19 protein-coding genes are annotated in these 17,174 nt (G+C 62.2%); 9 read left to right on the plus strand and 10 right to left on the minus strand.

The features are described 5' to 3' along the window. Positions 1-20: 20 nt before the first annotated feature. A complete protein-coding gene (locus tag M1E16_RS10075; protein ID WP_458129783.1) occupies positions 21-935 on the minus strand; it encodes a LysR family transcriptional regulator in 915 nt (304 codons plus the stop codon). 100 nt (positions 936-1,035) lie between these two features. Here M1E16_RS10075 and M1E16_RS10080 point away from each other — a divergent pair, with 100 nt between their 5' ends. After that, positions 1,036-1,899: an aldo/keto reductase family oxidoreductase gene (locus tag M1E16_RS10080; protein WP_458129784.1), complete on the plus strand. Its 864-nt coding sequence runs from the start codon at positions 1,036-1,038 to the stop codon at positions 1,897-1,899. Between the two features lie 98 nt (positions 1,900-1,997). After that, positions 1,998-3,239 carry a cytochrome P450 gene (locus tag M1E16_RS10085; protein ID WP_458129785.1) on the plus strand — a complete coding sequence of 414 codons (1,242 nt, stop codon included), beginning with the start codon at positions 1,998-2,000 and terminating at the stop codon, positions 3,237-3,239. Here M1E16_RS10085 and kefC read toward each other — a convergent pair. From kefC to M1E16_RS10105, 4 genes are all read right to left on the minus strand, one after another. Further along, positions 3,236-5,062: a glutathione-regulated potassium-efflux system protein KefC gene (gene kefC / locus M1E16_RS10090; protein ID WP_458129786.1), complete on the minus strand. Its 1,827-nt coding sequence runs from the start codon at positions 5,060-5,062 to the stop codon at positions 3,236-3,238. The genes M1E16_RS10085 and kefC overlap by 4 nt on opposite strands. 1 nt (position 5,063) lies before the next feature. Then, entirely contained in the window at positions 5,064-5,585 is a 522-nt protein-coding gene (gene kefF / locus M1E16_RS10095; RefSeq protein ID WP_458129787.1) for a glutathione-regulated potassium-efflux system oxidoreductase KefF, read from the minus strand. A 102-nt stretch (positions 5,586-5,687) separates the two neighbouring features. Continuing rightward, positions 5,688-7,037, minus strand: coding sequence for a sensor histidine kinase (locus tag M1E16_RS10100; protein WP_458129788.1), 1,350 nt, complete (start codon positions 7,035-7,037; stop codon positions 5,688-5,690). Beyond that, complete coding sequence (locus M1E16_RS10105; protein WP_458129789.1) at positions 7,034-7,744, minus strand: response regulator; 711 nt, start codon at positions 7,742-7,744, stop codon at positions 7,034-7,036. The genes M1E16_RS10100 and M1E16_RS10105 overlap by 4 nt, the downstream gene beginning before the upstream one ends. Before the next feature lie 331 nt (positions 7,745-8,075). Here M1E16_RS10105 and M1E16_RS10110 point away from each other — a divergent pair, with 331 nt between their 5' ends. The 4 genes from M1E16_RS10110 to M1E16_RS10125 all read left to right on the plus strand — a co-directional run bounded on the left by M1E16_RS10110 (position 8,076) and on the right by M1E16_RS10125 (position 11,083). Continuing rightward, a complete protein-coding gene (locus tag M1E16_RS10110) occupies positions 8,076-8,858 on the plus strand; it encodes an MlaA family lipoprotein (protein WP_458129790.1) in 783 nt (260 codons plus the stop codon). Next, on the plus strand, positions 8,851-9,090 hold the full coding sequence (locus tag M1E16_RS10115) for a hypothetical protein (protein WP_434568963.1): 240 nt from the start codon (positions 8,851-8,853) through the stop codon (positions 9,088-9,090). The genes M1E16_RS10110 and M1E16_RS10115 overlap by 8 nt, the downstream gene beginning before the upstream one ends. Before the next feature lie 145 nt (positions 9,091-9,235). After that, complete coding sequence (locus M1E16_RS10120) at positions 9,236-10,537, plus strand: Nramp family divalent metal transporter (protein WP_434603836.1); 1,302 nt, start codon at positions 9,236-9,238, stop codon at positions 10,535-10,537. A gap of 66 nt (positions 10,538-10,603) precedes the next feature. Continuing rightward, positions 10,604-11,083, plus strand: coding sequence for a VOC family protein (locus M1E16_RS10125; RefSeq protein ID WP_458129791.1), 480 nt, complete (start codon positions 10,604-10,606; stop codon positions 11,081-11,083). A gap of 156 nt (positions 11,084-11,239) precedes the next feature. Here M1E16_RS10125 and M1E16_RS10130 read toward each other — a convergent pair whose 3' ends face one another. Then, on the minus strand, positions 11,240-11,644 hold the full coding sequence (locus M1E16_RS10130; protein ID WP_458129792.1) for a RidA family protein: 405 nt from the start codon (positions 11,642-11,644) through the stop codon (positions 11,240-11,242). Between the two features lie 131 nt (positions 11,645-11,775). Between M1E16_RS10130 and M1E16_RS10135 the strand changes: the two genes are divergently transcribed. Both M1E16_RS10135 and M1E16_RS10140 read left to right on the plus strand, forming a co-directional pair. Next, entirely contained in the window at positions 11,776-12,702 is a 927-nt protein-coding gene (locus tag M1E16_RS10135) for a LysR substrate-binding domain-containing protein (RefSeq protein ID WP_458129793.1), read from the plus strand. Positions 12,703-12,732: 30 nt separating this feature from the next. Beyond that, entirely contained in the window at positions 12,733-13,125 is a 393-nt protein-coding gene (locus tag M1E16_RS10140; RefSeq protein WP_434568958.1) for a GFA family protein, read from the plus strand. A gap of 23 nt (positions 13,126-13,148) precedes the next feature. Here the strand turns inward: M1E16_RS10140 and M1E16_RS10145 are convergent, their stop codons facing one another. Then, complete coding sequence (locus M1E16_RS10145; RefSeq protein WP_458129794.1) at positions 13,149-13,676, minus strand: DUF3916 domain-containing protein; 528 nt, start codon at positions 13,674-13,676, stop codon at positions 13,149-13,151. A gap of 299 nt (positions 13,677-13,975) precedes the next feature. Here M1E16_RS10145 and M1E16_RS10150 point away from each other — a divergent pair, with 299 nt between their 5' ends. Further along, a complete protein-coding gene (locus M1E16_RS10150; protein WP_458130304.1) occupies positions 13,976-14,383 on the plus strand; it encodes an ester cyclase in 408 nt (135 codons plus the stop codon). Positions 14,384-14,526: 143 nt separating this feature from the next. On the opposite strand, the gene M1E16_RS10155 is transcribed toward M1E16_RS10150, so the two are convergent. The 3 genes from M1E16_RS10155 to M1E16_RS10165 all read right to left on the minus strand — a co-directional run bounded on the left by M1E16_RS10155 (position 14,527) and on the right by M1E16_RS10165 (position 17,084). After that, positions 14,527-15,480 carry an alpha/beta fold hydrolase gene (locus M1E16_RS10155; protein ID WP_458129795.1) on the minus strand — a complete coding sequence of 318 codons (954 nt, stop codon included), beginning with the start codon at positions 15,478-15,480 and terminating at the stop codon, positions 14,527-14,529. Positions 15,481-16,113: 633 nt separating this feature from the next. After that, positions 16,114-16,923 carry a DUF6630 family protein gene (locus M1E16_RS10160; protein WP_458129796.1) on the minus strand — a complete coding sequence of 270 codons (810 nt, stop codon included), beginning with the start codon at positions 16,921-16,923 and terminating at the stop codon, positions 16,114-16,116. Then, on the minus strand, positions 16,923-17,084 hold the full coding sequence (locus M1E16_RS10165) for a DUF2986 domain-containing protein (RefSeq protein ID WP_434624585.1): 162 nt from the start codon (positions 17,082-17,084) through the stop codon (positions 16,923-16,925). Before M1E16_RS10165 ends, M1E16_RS10160 begins: the two co-directional genes overlap by 1 nt. Between the last annotated feature and the right edge of the window lie 90 nt (positions 17,085-17,174).

Here is a 17,174-nt window from a genome sequence, read left to right on the forward strand (position 1 = left end):
TGCTGGATCTGCCGCCGGGATCAGGCGTCTTGGTTGCTGCGGTTTTGATTGATGAAGTCCACAAACGCCCGTAACGGCGAGGGCAGGTAGCGGCGGCCGGGGTAGTAGAGGAATGGTCCGGTAAAGTGCTGCCACCAGGGTTCGAGTACCGGTTCGAGGACACCGCTGTCCAGGTAGGGGCGCAGCCAGTCCTCGAACAGGTGGACGATCCCGAGTCCATCCACCGCGGCCTGGACGGCCAAGTCCATGGCGCCGCCAATGCGCACCAGCAATGGGCCGTTCGGCTCGACGCTGATGGTTTCGCCATCACGCTCATACTCCCACAGCGGCAAGGCGCCGCTGGGGAACTTACCGGCCAGGCAAGCGTGTTGCAGCAGGTCCCGTGGATGCTCGGGGCGGCCCCGGGCGTCGAGGTACGCCGGTGCGGCGGCGGTTGCGAAGCGTTGAAAGCGCGGGCCGATGGGGATCGCGATCATGTCCTGTTCGAGGCGTTCGTCGTAGCGAATACCTGCATCACACCCGGCCGCCAGCATGTCGACAAAGCTTTCTTCGGTAACGACTTCGAGGCGGATGTCGGGGTAGCTTTTCAGGAACGGCGCGATGATCGACGGTAGCACCAGCCGGGCGGCGCTGACCGGCACGTTCAACCTGAGGGTACCGGAAGGGCGGTCGCGAAAATCGTTGACCACGTCCAGCGCGGATTCGACTTCGCCCAGGGCCGGCACGATGCGTTCCATCAACCGTGCGCCGGCCTCGGTCGGCACCACGCTGCGGGTGGTGCGGTTGAGCAGGCGCACGCCGAGTCGGCTTTCGATCCGGCGTACCGCGTCGCTGAGGCTGGAGGCGGATTTGCCGCTGAGCCGGGCGCCTTCTCGAAATCCCCGCGCATTGACCACCGCCACAAAGGCCAGCAAGTCTTGAATGTCCGTCGCCATTGTTCTCTCCGTCGTACAACCCGTTCGGATTGCACCTGATTATCAGTGGAGTGGTCAACGCCTATAGTCGGCTCACACAGACTAATTCAAGGGGTACGCGATGAGCAGGGCAGACAAGGCAGGGACTTTTTTACTGGGTGATCGTACGGTCAACCGCATGGGCTACGGCGCGATGCAACTGGCGGGGCCGCAGGTCTTCGGACCGCCCAAGGATCCGGCGGCGGCCATCGCCGTGCTGCGCGAAGCGCTGGCCGCTGGGGTCAACCACATCGACACCGCCGATTTTTACGGGCCTCATGTCACCAACCAACTGATCCGCGAGGCGTTGCACCCTTACGCCGACGACCTGGTCATCGTGACCAAGGTCGGTGCGGTTCGTGGCGCCGATGCGTCATGGAACGCAGCCCAGAGCCCCGCCGAGCTGACCCGTGCGGTGCACGACAACCTGCGCAACCTCGACGTCGAGGTGTTGGACGTGGTCAATCTGCGGGTCATGGGCGATGTGCATGCGCCCGCTGAAGGATCGATTGAAGAGTCCTTCACAGCATTGGCCGAGCTGCAGCGCCAGGGCCTGATCCGCCATCTGGGCCTGAGCAACGTCACGGCGGCGCAGGTCAAGGAGGCCCAGGGTATCGCCAAGGTGGTCTGCGTGCAGAATCACTACAACCTGACCCATCGCGACGACGAACAACTCATCGCTGACCTGAGCCGCCAAGGCATCGCCTACGTGCCGTTTTTCCCGCTGGGTGGGTTTACGCCGCTGCAATCGGAAACGTTGTCGAACGTTGCCGCGCGCCTGGAGGCGTCGCCGCTGTATGTCGCGTTGGCGTGGCTGCTGCAACGTGCGCCCAACGTCCTGCTGATACCCGGCACCTCGTCAGTGGCTCACCTGCGGGAAAATATCTCGGCCAGTGAGCTGCAGATTCCGGCGCCTATGTTGGCTGAGCTTGACGCCATGGTTTAGCCGCAGCCCCTCTGGGCAGTCTCCATTCGCCTGAAAAATCGAACAGGGTCCAGCCGGGCGATGTCCCAGACATATCGTTGTCAGGCAAGGATTTCGTCATGGCAGACCCTTCTATTCCCGGCCACCGCTGGGCTGATTCGACCTTGGCATTCTTGCGCGAGGGCTACCCGTTCATACGCAAGCGTTGCGTCGCCTATGGCAGTCCGGTTTTCCAGGCCCGACTGCTGGGACGGCGCACGCTGTGCCTCAGTGGGCTGGAAGCGGCGGAGCTGTTCTACGATGCGCGGCGCTTCGTCCGGACCCCCACGTCGACACCGGCGCCGCTGCGCAACATCCTGTTGGGCGCGGGCGGCGTCCAGGGCCTGGATGGCGCACCTCATGCGCGACGCAAGCAGCTGTTTCTCGACGTGCTGGACAAGGAAAGCGTAAACCGCCTGGTCGGCCGCTACGAGGCTCACTTGAGTGAAGCGGCGGCGAAACTTGTGGCGAACCAGCCGATCGAATTCCTGCCCTGGATCGAGGCGCTGCTGTGTCGATCGGTCTGCGAGTGGGCCGGCGTGCCAATGATGAGTGATCGGCAGATGCACCGGTTGACCCGTCGGCTCGCCTCGCTGATCGATGGCAACGGCCGCGTCGACTGGCGGATGCCGGCCGCCTGGATGCGGCGCAAGGCTTGCGAGGCCCAGGCGGCGCGCTGGATAAAGAACTGTCGGCAAGACCCGGCGCCAGCATCGCTGCAGACCCCGCTGCAACAACTCGCATGGCATCGCGATGAGCACGGCCAGTTGCTCCCACCGCGGATAGCGGCGGTGGAGCTGCTGAATACCTTGCGTCCAGTGGTGGCGGTGGGGCGCTTTCTGTTATTTGGGCTGATCGAGCTGGAACGCCGGCCGCAATGGCGCGCCAGCATTGCTCGCGATGACGCTGCGGCTTGGGCTTTTGCCGAGGAAACACGGCGCTTTTACGCGTTCTTTCCGATGGTGGCGGCGTTTGTGCGCGAGAGTTTCGAGTGGCGAGGCTACCGCTTCGAAAAAGGCACTCGGGTGCTGCTCGATCTGTTTGGCTCCAACCGTGATCCGGCGCACTGGAAAACCCCGGAAAGCTTTGCGCCCGAACGTTTCGGCCAGTGCCCCATGAGAACCTCTGTCATCAGCCAGGGCGGCGGGGAATACACGTATCACCGCTGCCCGGGCGAGCCGCTGACGCTGGCCCTGATGCAGAAAACCTTCGAACATCTGTGCCGCCACGTGCAATGGCGGCTGGTGGTGAAAGAAGTCGATTTTCAACGCCTGCCCATGTTGCCCAGGGAGCCGGTGCTGATGTCAGTGGTGACCGGCTAGCCACGCGCCTCATCCGTCTCGTTTCGATGGTGTTCCGGCCAGCTGTCGACGGGGCGGGCGCGGTCTTCGTTGAACATCTCGGTGAGCAACGCGTTGGCGCGTCGGTAGGCGTCGTGCCGGAACGTGAGGTCATCTTCCGGTTGGGCGACGATTTCCTCGAGCATCTGCAGATTCAAGCGGCGGAACTGATCGGCGCGTTCGCGCGCCTCATAAGCGCCGACACCCATCTGCACCAGTGCCCGGCGACCCAATGCTAGCGCGCTTTCGAAGGTTTCCCGCTCGGCAACCTCGACACCCATCTGCCGCAGGTTGATCAGGTGGCCCATGTCCCGCGCGCGGACGACCAGTTTCAACGTGGGGAAGTGCTCCTGGGCCAACCGGGTCAGCGTCAGGTTGTCTTGCTGATCGTCGATCGCATTGATCAGCACCGCCGCCTGTGCCGCCCCGGCCGCGTGCAACAGGTCGAGGCGCGTGGCATCGCCGTAGAACACTTTCACGCCGAATTTGCGCAGCGTCTCGATGTTGTCAGGGTCGTGATCCAGAACCACTACCTCGACGCCGCAGGACATCAGCAAACGTCCGGCGATCTGTCCGAAACGGCCGAAGCCGGCAATGATCACCCGCGGGTTCTGCTGGTCGACCAGGTCGGATTCCTGGCGGTCTTTCTTGCTGGCCGACTCGATTCGCTCCAGCAGCAGAATGAGCAGCGGCGTCACGCACATCGACAGGGCCACCGCCAGGGTCAGGCTCTTGCCCCACTGGTCGGTCAGGATGCCCGCCAACGTCGCGGCGCCGAACACCACGAAGGCGAACTCGCTGCCCTGGCCGAGCAATACCGCCTGCCAGGAACGCTGGCCGGCGGGGACATTCAGGAAGCGGCTGACGGTCTTGATCACCAGCAGTTTGATCAGGATGAACCCGACGGTCAGGGTGATGACTTTCAGCGGTGCGTCGATCAGCGTGCCGAAGTCGATCGACATGCCGACGCCGATGAAAAACAGCCCCAGCAGCAGGCCCTTGAACGGTTCGATGTCGCTTTCCAGGGCGTGGCGGTATTCGGAACTCGCCAGCAGCACGCCGGCGAGGAATGCGCCCATGGCCATCGACAGGCCGGCTTCTTCCAGCAGAAAGCCGAAGCCGAATACCAGGAACAGCGCCACGGCACTGAAGATTTCACGCAGGCCCGAGCGCGCGGCGAAGCGCAACAGCGGCCGTGTCACGTAGCGCCCGAGCAGCACGACGACGCTGATGGCGGCGACGATCTTGACGATCGACAACGCCAGGGCCATGCCCGACGGGGTGTCGCCATGGGCCGAGAGCAACGGGATCATGGCCACCAGTGGAATGGCCGCGATGTCCTGGAACAGCAGGACGGCAAAACTGCTGCGGCCCACGGCGGTAGCGTTCAGGTTGCGTTCGCTCATGGCCTGCATGGCGATGGCCGTGGACGAAAGGCTCAGGGTCAGGCCCACCAGCAACGCCGCCGTCCAGCCCAGGCCCAGCGCCGCGCAAAACGCTGCGATGGCGGCACCGCAAGCGAGCATCTGCAACGCGCCGCCACCGAATACCATCCGGCGCAGCGCCCAGAGGCGCTTGGGGTCGAGTTCAAGGCCGATGATGAAAAGCATCAGCACGACGCCGATTTCGGCGAATTCCAGGATGGCCTTGACGTCGGTAATGAGCTTCAGCCCCCACGGGCCGATCACGCACCCGGCCAGCAGATAACCGAGCACCGGGCCCAGGCCCAACCGGACGGCAATCGGTACGATCAGTGTCGCCGAGGCCAGGTAGATGAGCATTTCGATCAGGCTGTGAGTTTCCATATCAATCTTCCTTCCAGGCGGCCAGGCGTTCGCCATAGTGTTCGATTTGCTCGCGTTGGGCCTCGGCGTCGCCGGCAAACGCACCATGCACGACCAGCGGTTCCAGCCAGCGCATATGACAGTAGAGCGCCGTGGCCTGGAGCGGCTGCGCCAGCACGGCAAAGCCGGGGTAGGCGCCCATCTGGAAATGATCGTGTTCGCCACCCGTGGTGACGGCCCACAGCAGGCTTTTGCCGTTCAGGGCCGTGGCGCCTTTGCCGTACGCCCAGCCATGGGTGAAGACTTTGTCGATCCACAATTTGAGCAGGGGCGGCATGCTGTACCAGTACATCGGGTGCTGCAGGACGACCAGCTGTGCCTGTTCGACGGCGCGCTGTTCCGCCTCGACGTCGATGTCGAAATCCGGGTAGAGATCGTAGAGCGAGCGTATGGCCACGTCCGGATTGGCGCCGGCGCGCTTGAGCATCTGCTGGTTGACCCGCGACTGGTCGGGGTAGGGATGGGCATAAACGATCAGGATCATCGGGCAATTCCAGGCGGCTGGGTCCGGGTCAAAAGGCCGGACATCCTACCGGGGAAGGCGCGTGATGTTTAGGAGATTGTTCCCGGGCGAGCCTTGCCAGGGTCAATTGAGCGGGAGCGAGACCCTGACCTCCAAGCCGCCGCCCCGGCGGTTCCTCAGCGTCAGTGTGCCGCCGTGCTCCAGCACCGTCGCCCGAGCCGCCGACAGGCCCAGGCCGACGCCGCCGGTATTTTTGTTGCGTGAACCCTCGATGCGAAAGAACGGTGCGAAGACCTGCTCATGGTATTCGGGCGCAATGCCCGGACCGCGATCCTGGATGCGGATTTCGATGCGATCAATGAAGGTCTTGAGTTGAACACCCGGTTCGCTGGCGTATTTGACCGCGTTGTCGATCAGGTTGGTCAGCGCACGCTTGATCCCGATGGGGCGGCCCACGTAGACCAGCCGCTGGGCGCCCTCGAAAGACACTTCGATGCCGCCGTCCCTGAAATCATCGACGATGGTGTGCAGCAGCTCCGCCAGGTCGAACGCGGTGGCGTGTTCGAGGCGCGCTTCGTCGCGGAAGAATTCCAGCGCGGCGTTGACCATCGCCTGCATCTCGTCGACGTCCCGGAACAACCGCGATTGCTGTTCGGCATCCTCGATGAATTCGCCGCGCAGGCGCATGCGGGTCAACGGCGCCCGCAGGTCATGAGAGATGGCCGCGAGCATTTGCGTGCGGTCCTGGACGAAATGTTTGAGCTGGGCCTGCATGGCATTGAACGCCAGGATTGCCTGGCGGATCTCGAAGGGGCCGACGACCGGGATCGGCGGCGCCCGGAAGTCCACGCCGAAGCGCCGGGCACCCTCGGCGAAACGCTCCAGCGGGGTTGCCAGGTGCCGCGTGGCAATCAGGGCGACGATGAAGGTCGACAGCAGGATCAACGCGATGATGATCAGGTTGCGCTGCCATTCCCCCAGCCCCCAACTGCGCGAGCCCACGGAGAAGATGACCCAGGTGTGGTCAGACAGCTCGATGATCACCGCGTAGCGTCTGCCCGGGTCGTCAGCGGCCGGCCAGTCGTTGGGCTCGTAGGCCTCGATCCGGGCGTCGGGCCTGTTCAATTGCTGGTGCAGGAACGCCGAGCCTTCGCTGAACTCCGGATCCCCGATCACCGGCAGATGCGCCTCCTCATAGCGCTGCAGCCACTGCACGCTGATCCCCGGGTCGCTGGCGACCCGGGCAATGGCGTGCCGCTGACCGGGATCGGCCGAGTCGATGATTCGGGTGATCGCCGCGGCCTTGTCCATCAGACCGGTTTCCATCAGGGGAGGGCGCGCCCACGCACCGGCCACCAGGCTGAACAGTTCGTTGAGGGCCAGCAGCGTCAGCATCGAAACCATGGTGGTCAGGGCAATCCAGCGCGCTACGGTGTCCCTGGGGCGAGGCATCTTCGAGGGGTTGGCGGTCATCGCTTCACCACGTGAGGACTGAACAGGTAGCCGCTGTTGCGGATGGTACGGATCATCGACGGGCCCGTGACGTCGGTCTCTAGTTTGCGCCGCAGGCGGCTGACTTGGACGTCGATGCTGCGGTCGAATGCGTCGAAGGTTTCGCCACGGGCGAGGTCCAGCAGTTGCTGGCGGGTGAGGACGCGGCGCGGATGTTCGGCGAAGACCAGCAGCAGTTCGAACTCGCCGGTGGACAGCGGAATCATGACCTTGTCGGGGGAGCGCAACTCGCGACGGGTGACGTCCAGCTGCCAGCCCTCGAATTCCAGCACGGGTCGGGAGATATCGCCCAGGCTGTCCCTGGCTTCGCCGGTACGCCGCAGGACGGCGCGGACCCGGGCCAGCAGCTCGCGGGCGTCGAAGGGTTTGGTCAGGTAATCGTCGGCGCCCATTTCCAGGCCGACGACGCGGTCGCTCAGTTCGCCCATGGCGGTGAGCATGATGATCCCGACCCGGTGTTCGGCCCGCAGCCGCTGGCAGAGCACCAGTCCGTTGTCGCCCGGCAGCATGACGTCGAGGATGATCAGGTCGGGCATCCGCCGCTCGACCGCCTGCCACAGCGCCGCGCCGTCGGCGGCCACTTCGACGCTGTAGCCATGTTGTTCGAGGAATTTGCGCAGGAGGGCGAGGACTTCGAGGTCGTCGTCCACCAGGAGTAGGTGGCTCACAGGGGTCACGTCGGGCAATGGATACAGGAGGCGATACTAGGGTCAATCCGCCGCTTGCGTCATATATTTCAATCCGGAAACAAAGCGACCGGCACGCAACATTGCGGAAATCTTCGGGCAAGAAAACCGCGGCAGGATTGCCTCGATGTCAGCCAGTGAAGCTGTGCACTGAACCCTGTGGCGAGGGAGCTTGCTCCCGCTTGAGTGCGAAGCGCTCATGGATTTTTGGGGGCCGCTTCGCGACCCAGCGGGAGCAAGCTCCCTCGCCACGGGTTGGGTGTTCGGCTTTCAACTGGCAGGCAGCCCTTATTCCTCGCCGAGATAATTCTGTATGCCGATCGCCAGACCCGCGCTGCTTGTTCGATCCACCGTCGTCGTTGCGCTGGCGGCGTTTGCCAGCGGTTGCAGCAGCACGCCGCCCGCGACACCGGGCAGCTGCGAGAATATGCCCTATGCCGTGCATGATCCGGCGGAACCGGTGAACCGCGGCATCTTCGCCTTCAACCGTACCGTGGACGACTATGCCCTGGCCCCCATCGCCCGTGGTTATCGCAAATTGCCTGAGATGTTCCAGAGCGGCGTGCACAACTTCGTCACCAACTTCGGCGAGCCCAAGGTCTTCATCAACGATTTGCTGCAAGGCAACGGCGAGCGCTCGGTCACCACCCTGGGCCGTTTCGTCATCAACACCACGGTGGGCATCGTCGGGCTGATCGACGTGTCGGGCAAGATGGGCATTGCGCGTCACGAATCCGATTTCGGCCAGACATTCGGCGTCTGGAATATCGCTCCGGGGCCGATCGTCGAGCTGCCACTGTTCGGCACTGGCAACCTGAGGGACGCGACCGGCAAGGTGGTGAGCTTCGCGGTGGACCCGTTCGGCAGCAACAGCGATACCGTCGAAACCCTGGGCACGATCAAGACCGTGGGCGGTGTCGTCGATGGCCGCGCCGAGGCGCTGCCGCTCACCGACAAATTGCAGACCCAGGCCGATTATTACGTGGCGCTGCGAGACGCGGTCGCGCAACGGCGCGCCGATTTTGTCGCCGACGGGAAACTGGGTGCGGTCCAGGACAGCCCGCAATGTCAGGAACAGGGTGCCGAGGATGAATAGCCAGGCGTTGGTCCTGCATCGTCGGGTGAAGACACTCGACCAGGGTGCGTTGCATTGCCGCGAAGTCGAGTTGCGGCTCGCCGAGGATGGCCGGCATGTGCTGCTCAGCCGCTACGTCGAATGGTACGACCCCGAGCAAGCGGGCTTGTGCGCTAGCCAGCACTATCGTGTGCCACTGGCGAGCATGATTCGGTGGATGATCAATAACGGCGAACGAGGGGAGGGCCACTGACAGCGGGCTCAATAATGGCTGTTTGCCGCCCGAGCAGTGACGAAACATTTTTACATACTCTCGAAAAATTAGAGTTGTACGATGTCGTACGAAATATGGTCGACTGTGTCCGTTTCTCACAAAAAAAACAACGGAGACTCCATCCATGTCGAGCATACCTTCCGTCGAAGGGCAGGCTGCAGCCCCCGCGCAAAGCCGCTTCGTACGACTGTTGAAGCTTCTAGGCCCGGGCATCATCGCGGTACTTTCCTGGCTGGGCGCAGGCGACCTCATCACTTCTTCCGTGGCCGGGGCCAACTACGGCTACGCCATGATGTGGGTGCTGGCGGTATCTCTGCTGCTGCGCTACCTGATCGTCAACATCATCGCGCGCTTCCAGCTTTGCAATAACCAGGGCATGACCATCCTGCAGGGCTACGCGCAACTCAATCCGTTTTTTGCCTGGTTCATGCTGGTGTATGCGCTGCTCATGGGGCACCTGATGAATGCCTACATGATCAAGGGTGCCGGCGAGGCCTTGGCGATGCTGCTCAAGACCGATTATCCGCTGCTCTGTTCGGTGGCGGTGGTGCTGGCGGTGTGGATGCTCGTCGGGCGCAATATCTATTCGATGATCGAAGGCGTGATGAAGGCGCTGCTGGCGATCATGACTTTGGCGTTCCTGGCCCTGGCGGTGATGTCCGGCCCGGATGTCGCCGGTATCGTCAAAGGCACCATCGGCTTCAGCATTCCGCCGGATGAAGGTGTGCACGGTGCGCTGCTGGTGGCGGTCTCGGTGATCGGCGCGGTGGCGGGTTCCATCGCCAACTTCGTTCACCCCTACGTGATGCGCCAGAAAGGCTGGGTGGGTCCTGAGCACAAGCGCATCCAGCGCAACGACCTGCTGTTTGCGGTGTTCGTCGGGATCATCATCAACCTGGCGATCTGGATCGTCGGCGCGGAAATCCTGCGGCCCAACGGCATCGAAGTCAAAACCCTGGGCGACCTGGGCAAGGCCCTGGAAATCTTCTTTGGCCCGATTGGCTGGTATGTGTTCTTCATCGGTGTCTTCGCCACGCTGTTCGCCAGTATTTCCGGCAAGACCACGGCGTTCCCGATGCTCATCACCGACGCCTTCCAGCACGTACGCCCCGAGCGTCGTGAGCGCTATGGCAAAGAGTTCCACCGTGACCCGATGCACAAGTGGTTCATGCTGTTCATCCTGGTGACGCCGCTGATCTGGTCGCTGCCCGGCATGCCGGACTTCGTGACCCTGACCATCGGTGTCAACGCCCTGAACATCATTGGCCTGCCGGTGATCTCCCTGGGCCTGTTGATCATGTCCAACCAGAAGTCGCTGCTGAGCAAGGAATACCGCAACAACCTGTTCGAGAACATCGCGCTGGTGTTTGCCACTGGCCTGGCGTTGTGGGTCGCGTTCCAGCTGGGCGTCGATCTGTTTACCTGAGGTCTGCTCATTCACCTCTGGAGGGGCTGCTAGACTTCACGGTCCAGCCCCTTGCGGAGAATCCGGATGAACAACAAGAACAGGATCTGTCTCTGGTATGACGGCACCGCTCAGGAAGCTGCGCAGTTCTACGCGGCTACCTTTCCCGACAGTGCGGTGAACGCCGTCCATCACGCGCCCGGCGACTACCCGGCGGGCCAGGAGGGTGACGTGCTCACCGTGGATTTCACCGTGATCGGCATCCCCTGTATCGGCTTGAACGGCGGGGCGATGTTCAAGCACAACGAAGCGTTTTCTTTCCAGGTGGCCACCGATGACCAGGCCGAAACCGACCGCTTGTGGAACGCAATCATCGACAACGGCGGCCAGGCGAGCGCCTGCGGATGGTGCAAGGACAAGTGGGGCGTGTCGTGGCAGATCAGCCCGCGGGTGCTGATCGAAGCGGTCACCAGTTCCGACAAAGCCGCCGCCAGGCGCGCCTTCGAGGCCATGATGAACATGACCAGGATAGATATTGCGGCGATTGAGGCGGCGGTGAGGGGCTGACGGCGGCACGGCTTGCAGAGGTGTTGAATGTGTCGCCGCCTTCGCGAGCAGGCTCGCTCCCACATTGGGTTTGGGTGTGACTTCGATTTTCCGACAGCCCCATTCCTTGTGGGAGCGAGCCTGCTCGCGAAAGCGGCAGCAGAGGTAACACCAAAGTCAGCTCCCGGTGGTTTCCGGCAACCGGGCAATCACCTTGATTTCGAACTGGAAACCATACAACCACGTCACGCCCACCGCCGTCAGCGTCGGGTGCGGCGCGTTGCCCCAGAATTCCGGCACGACGCTCCAGACTCGCTCGAATATCGACTGCGGATCGACCATGAAGACCGTCACGTCAACCACATCGTCAAAGCTGCAATCGGCAGCCGCCAGGATCGCCTTCAGATTGTTGAACGCACGCCGGACCTGATCCTCCAGGAGCGGCTCCGGTGAACCGTCCTCGGTACTGCCGACCTGCCCGGAGACGAACAGGAAACCATTGGAACGAATCGCTGGCGAGTAACGGTTGCGCTCGTAGAGCGCCTGGCGGCCAGGTGGGAAAACAACGTCGCGCTGTGTCATGGGTGTCTCCATCAAATGAGCCGCAAGGGGCGGGAATCAACGATGAAGTCACTCTAGGGGCTTGTGTCCGGGCGATAAACGAGCAACCTTGGCGATCACTGTTTGTAGAACCCAAACAATCCGAGGCACCCATGGATCGTTTCAATGCGATGCAGGCGTTCGTACGTGTCGTGGAGGCGGGCAGTTTCACCAAGGCCGCCGAGACCCTGCACATGAGCAAGACCACCGTGACCCAACTGGTGCAGCAGCTGGAGGCGCGGCTGCGCGTCAGGCTGCTCAACCGCACCACCCGCAAGGTCAATGTCACCGCGGACGGCGCGGTTTTCTACGAACGGGCGATTCGCCTGCTGGCCGACCTGGACGACGCCGAAACCAGCTTGTCCACTGCCCAGTCGCTGCCCCGTGGACGGCTGCGGGTGGACGTGCCGAGTCCGCTGGCCGCGATGATCCTGGTGCCGGCATTGCCGGGTTTCTATCAGCGTTACCCGGACATCCAGATCGACTTGGGCGTCAGCGATCGCATCGTCAACATGCTCGACGAAAACGTCGATTGCGTGGTGCGCGGCGGTGAATTGAAAGACCAGTCACTGATCGCCCGGCGCGTCGGCGACCTGGCCTTGGGCGTGTTTGCTGCGCCGAGTTACCTGGCGCGCGAGGGCATCCCCCTGCATCCCCGGGAGCTGGAAGATTCCGCGCACCGCATCGTCGGTTTCCTCTGGGCGCGCACCGGCAAGGCGCTGCCTTATGCCATGCACAAGGATGAGGAACACCTTCATATCAAGGGCCGCCATGCGCTCGCCGTCGACGATGGCAACGCTTATCTCGCAGCCGGCCTGGCGGGGCTGGGCGTGTTATGGCTGCCCCAGTACATGTCCCGCCCACACGAAGCGCAAGGCGCGCTGGTGCCGCTGTTCGAAGGCTGGCGCCTGGAGTCGATGCCGCTTTACGTGGCTTACCCGCCGAACCGGCACATCAGCGCCAAGCTGCGGGTATTCATCGACTGGGTGGTGGAGCTGATGGCGCAACATGCGCCTATTATTGATCGGCCTGTGTCATGAAAATTTTCTCGAATGCAGAGGAGATCGACGATGGACCGATTCACTGGCGGTTGCCTGTGCGGCAACGTGCGCATTGAAGCTTCAGGGCGCCCATACCGGGTTGGCCTGTGCCACTGCCTGGATTGCCGCAAGCACCATGGCGCACTGTTTTTCGCCGCCGCCGTGTTCCCCCGGGACGCGGTGACCGTCAGCGGTGAAACCCGGGATTACGCCGGACGTTTTTTCTGCCCCCACTGCGGCTCGTCCGTCTTCGCCCGCAGCGGCGACGAGGTCGAAGTCAACCTGGGCACACTGGATGCGCCCGACCAACTGATGCCCACCTACGAAAGCTGGACCGTGCGCCGCGAATCCTGGTTACCGGCGTTTCCACTCTCACGGCGCTATGAACATGATCGCGAGGGCACGGGGCGGTTTGAGGGGTAGGGTGCTCCTGGCCAAGCAGAGCCTCAGGCTGGCTCCCCTATGCACCACTGTTGGACTTTGTTTTCGTCGTAAGGTCGAGTGACCTCACGTCCATGCTCGATGAAGTGCGTTGGAACGTGCAGGGCGAGCTTGTCGCTGAGCCGTTGCGGTTCGAGCGCGTTGGCTTCGCCCAGAAAACGCAGGTAGTAGTCCTGGTCGTAGAAAATCGTGACTTCGCTTTCAAACACCCATGGCCATGTCAGCAGGCACGCGACTCGGTAGTAGCCATGTGAACGGTCTGCGGCACTGGACAGATGTGTTGCAGCTTCAAGCAGTTGCTGGATACAAAAGGCTTGGGCTTCGATCCTGGCTCGATCGCCTTCGACGAGGAGTTCGTGGACCGGAATCTTCCAGTTTGCATAGCGCCTGTCTTCCGGCCTCGGATAAAAATTGCCTTCAAAGCCCGATGCCCAGCGCTCGATCGAGCGAAGGCGACGGTGGAGGCCCCTGAGTGGTTTTCCGTTGATGCTGATTTGCCGCATTGATGAGCCCTGCCGAATTTGGGCGATCATTCTCTGGGGCCGGATGGGACAATCCAAGGGCTGCTTCGACGAATTCAGTGTCATTTGATTTCCCTCAATGACTGGACCAGGCAGTCATAGTGCAGCGTGAAGGTTGGACAGGGCTTGTTTGCTCACCGGTGTTACGCCATCGCGAGCAGGCTCGCTCCCACAGGGGCTTGGCGGTGGACATAGGATCGAAGGCCGTCCCGAATCCAATGTGGGAGCGAGCTTGCTCGCGATGGCGGCCCAGAACCTTGCCCATCCTCTGTGGTCAGCCCAAATACGCCTTGGGAACCGAGGAACTGGAAATGGACCTGGCCGAGCAATACCGCAATTACATCGACTGCCTGAATGACCGTCGCTGGCAGGAGCTGGGCGACTTTGTCGACGATAGCGTGCAATACAACGGCGAACCGGTGGGGTTGGCGGGCTATCGGGCGATGCTGGAAAACGACGTAAGGACCATTGTGGACTTGCGTTTTATTATCGATCTGCTGATGGTCGAACCGCCGAATGTCGCGGCCCGGCTGCTGTTCGATTGCTCGCCGCGCGGCCGGTTTCTCGGGCTTGAGACCGATGGCCGGCGGATTCGCTTTTCCGAGAATGTGTTCTACACCTTCGATGGCGGCAAAATCGTTCGCGTGTGGTCGGTCATCGACAAGGCGGCGGTGGAAGCGGCGCTCCAACGCGAAAGCCCTTCCGGAGAAGGGCTTTGAGCACAAATTAATGATTGAGTGGATGAATGTGGGAGCGAGCCTGCTCGCGAAAGCGGTGGCACAGGTTGCAGAGGTGTTGGATCTGCTGCTGCCTTCGCGAGCAGGCTCGCTCCCACAGGGTATTTCACACAACTATCCGGGGGTTATTCCTTGAGGAAAGTCAGCAGGTCCTGGTTCAGGCGATCCTTGTGCGTCTCGGTCAAGCCGTGCGGCGCGCCTGGGTAGACGATCAATCGAGCGCCCTTGATCAGCGCCGCCGAAGCCCGGCCTGAGGCATCGATGGGCACGATCTGGTCGTCGTCACCGTGGATCACCAGCGTCGGCACGTCGAATTTTTTCAAGTCGCCGCGAAAGTCGGTCGCCGAGAACGCCGCGATCGAGTCATAGGTGTTCTTGCTCCCGCCTTGCATGCCCTGCGCCCAGAACGACTGGATCAAGCCTTGGGATGGCTTGGCACCCTTGCGGTTGTAGCCATAGAACGGGCCGGAAGCGATGTCCAGGTACAGCTGCGAACGGTTCTCCAGGGACGCTTTGCGCAGGCCGTCGAAGACTTCGAGTGGCAAGCCGCCGGGGTTGGTGTCGGTCTTGAGCATCAGCGGCGGCACCGAGGACACCAGTACGGCTTTCTTGACTCGACCGGTGCCGTGGCGACCGATGTAACGCGCAACTTCGCCGCCCCCCGTCGAGAAGCCGACCAAGGTCACGTCCTTCAGGTCCAGCGCTTCGATGACCGCCGCCAGGTCGTCGGCGTAGTGGTCCATGTCGTTGCCTTCCCACGGCTGGCTGGAGCGACCATGACCGCGACGGTCGTGGGCAATCACGCGGTAGCCCTTGGAGGCGAGGAACATCATCTGGCCTTCCCAGCTGTCGGAGTCCAGCGGCCAGCCGTGGCTGAAGGTGATTACCTGGCCATTGCGCGGGCCCCAATCCTTGTAATAGAGCTGCACGCCATCCTTGGTGGTGATGTAGCTGGACGACTGCACCACGCTGCCGACGGCCGAGGCCGGGGCACCGGCTTGTACGGGCGTCGCCGCCTCGGCGCCGAGGGTGGCCAGGGCCAGGGTTGCGACAGCCAGGGTGCGGTTGAAGGTGTTCATCGTTTCTCTCTCCACAAGGGGTGTTTTGATCTGCCGGGATCGTCATCGATCGCGTTGGTGGGCAGATTAGAGAGAGCGCAGCGCAACGAGAACGGCGCTGGCGTTGATAGCAACTATGGGTATTTCGGATACCTGCGGAATCTCAGGAGACCTCAGGGCTCCAGATACCTGCAAGATCGCCGTGGCGAGGGAGCTTGCTCCCGCTGGACTGCGTAGCAGTCCCCAATGGGCTGGATGCGGTTTTGCAGGTATACCGGGTGATTCGGTATTACGACGGCTGCGCCGCCGAGCGGGAGCAAGCTCCCTCGCCACAGAAGCAGTAAAAATTGCAGGTGTGATCACCCAAACGAAGGCATCGGCCCCAACGATTTGATCACCCAGGCGATCACCGCTGCGGCAATCAGCACCGCTGCCAGCAACCCGATAAACAGCCACTTGACGACTTTCACCCACCTCGGCGTCCCGGAACTCGGCGGGAGCATTTCGGCGGCTGTCTGCCTCATCGCCTCGGAGCAGCGTTTGCACTCACCGTTATCAGCGAGAATAAGGGCTCCGCAGTAAACACAATTTTTCATGGTATATCCGAGGCTCGAGGACGTTTGTACGACGACGAAATATCGCCGCACCAGAGGGTTAGTATTTATAGACGATGCCCAGCCTGCCAAGGATTTCCAACGCATTGACCAGGCCCAGGCCGTTCATGGGCAGGCAGGCAAATGCCTGGTATTCATCGAAATGCGTGCCGATGGCCAGCAGTTTCAAATCGTGGGTTTCCAGCTGCGCGTTGAAGTACTGCAGCAAGGCGCGCTCCCAATCGTCGGCGCGGTTGACGGCGTCAACGGTCTTGCTGTCCGGGGCGGGGATTTCGATGCTCAGTTGTTTTAACGGGGCGAGGGCATTGATGGCGTAGACGCCTGAGGACGACCATTCCTTCCATTCGAATTCAGCCAGCTGCCCGGCCTCGGAAAGCGCCGATTGCACTTGCGTCCAGGCCCAATCCCACTCGCCGGTAGGGGCCGGCATGTTGTCGATCAGCGCTTGCGCCTGCGCCTCTTCGAAAAGTCCATCGAACAGGTCGGCCAGCGTATCGGCCAGATCCACGGGCGGCCCGTTGCCTTGGGTGTCGAGGTCGAGGCGCAAACGCTGCCAGAGACTGCCAAGTTCGGCCCAATCGTCATCGTCCATGTCGTCATCGATCACTTGGGCCTTGTGGCCCCGGTGGTAATTGTCCAGCCGCGTCTTGCGCACCCGGACCGCGCCTTCGGCGATGTCCACTGCATAACTGCTGTGGTCCAGGTAGTTGGTCTGGAAAACGATGCGATCAGGAAACAGGTCATGGACCAGGCTTTCTTCCGCGTCGAAGTACGACGCACCCTCAAGGGTGCCGTGGGCGGCGGTGATGCGCTGAAGCGCCAGTGGATCGATGGGGTTCTTGGTCATCATCAGCTTTCAGCGGAAACGGTCGTCTCTGGATCGGCTTCAGCCGCCAGCTTCAGTCGGTCGGCTTTGCTGATGTATCGGTCCTTGCTCTTCGGCGCCAGCTTGGCACTGGCCTTTTTTGCATTGGCCTTGAGTAGCTGGTTGATTTTTTTACGGCGATTCATGTTTTCTACTCGGCTTGTCCGATTGGGAAGCGGCTGCGGTGACGTATCGTAAGTGCGAAAGGGGGCGGTGGCTAGGGTTCGGGTTCCCGC

Source organism: Pseudomonas sp. Z2-11 (genome assembly GCF_054161305.1).

Excerpts from the sequence above, each read along its gene's own strand:
- M1E16_RS10160 (WP_458129796.1), bottom strand. The coding sequence starts at position 16,923 with ATGATGACCAAGAACCCCATCGATCCACTGGCGCTTCAGCGCATCACC.
- kefC (WP_458129786.1), bottom strand. The coding sequence starts at position 5,062 with ATGGAAACTCACAGCCTGATCGAAATGCTCATCTACCTGGCCTCGGCG.
- M1E16_RS10115 (WP_434568963.1), top strand. The coding sequence starts at position 8,851 with ATGAATAGCCAGGCGTTGGTCCTGCATCGTCGGGTGAAGACACTCGAC.
- M1E16_RS10140 (WP_434568958.1), top strand. The coding sequence starts at position 12,733 with ATGGACCGATTCACTGGCGGTTGCCTGTGCGGCAACGTGCGCATTGAA.
- M1E16_RS10120 (WP_434603836.1), top strand. The coding sequence starts at position 9,236 with ATGTCGAGCATACCTTCCGTCGAAGGGCAGGCTGCAGCCCCCGCGCAA.
- M1E16_RS10110 (WP_458129790.1), top strand. The coding sequence starts at position 8,076 with ATGCCGATCGCCAGACCCGCGCTGCTTGTTCGATCCACCGTCGTCGTT.
- M1E16_RS10145 (WP_458129794.1), bottom strand. The coding sequence starts at position 13,676 with ATGATCGCCCAAATTCGGCAGGGCTCATCAATGCGGCAAATCAGCATC.
- M1E16_RS10100 (WP_458129788.1), bottom strand. The coding sequence starts at position 7,037 with ATGACCGCCAACCCCTCGAAGATGCCTCGCCCCAGGGACACCGTAGCG.
- M1E16_RS10155 (WP_458129795.1), bottom strand. The coding sequence starts at position 15,480 with ATGAACACCTTCAACCGCACCCTGGCTGTCGCAACCCTGGCCCTGGCC.
- M1E16_RS10150 (WP_458130304.1), top strand. The coding sequence starts at position 13,976 with ATGGACCTGGCCGAGCAATACCGCAATTACATCGACTGCCTGAATGAC.
- kefF (WP_458129787.1), bottom strand. The coding sequence starts at position 5,585 with ATGATCCTGATCGTTTATGCCCATCCCTACCCCGACCAGTCGCGGGTC.
- M1E16_RS10125 (WP_458129791.1), top strand. The coding sequence starts at position 10,604 with ATGAACAACAAGAACAGGATCTGTCTCTGGTATGACGGCACCGCTCAG.
- M1E16_RS10130 (WP_458129792.1), bottom strand. The coding sequence starts at position 11,644 with ATGACACAGCGCGACGTTGTTTTCCCACCTGGCCGCCAGGCGCTCTAC.
- M1E16_RS10165 (WP_434624585.1), bottom strand. The coding sequence starts at position 17,084 with ATGAATCGCCGTAAAAAAATCAACCAGCTACTCAAGGCCAATGCAAAA.
- M1E16_RS10080 (WP_458129784.1), top strand. The coding sequence starts at position 1,036 with ATGAGCAGGGCAGACAAGGCAGGGACTTTTTTACTGGGTGATCGTACG.
- M1E16_RS10135 (WP_458129793.1), top strand. The coding sequence starts at position 11,776 with ATGGATCGTTTCAATGCGATGCAGGCGTTCGTACGTGTCGTGGAGGCG.
- M1E16_RS10085 (WP_458129785.1), top strand. The coding sequence starts at position 1,998 with ATGGCAGACCCTTCTATTCCCGGCCACCGCTGGGCTGATTCGACCTTG.
- M1E16_RS10075 (WP_458129783.1), bottom strand. The coding sequence starts at position 935 with ATGGCGACGGACATTCAAGACTTGCTGGCCTTTGTGGCGGTGGTCAAT.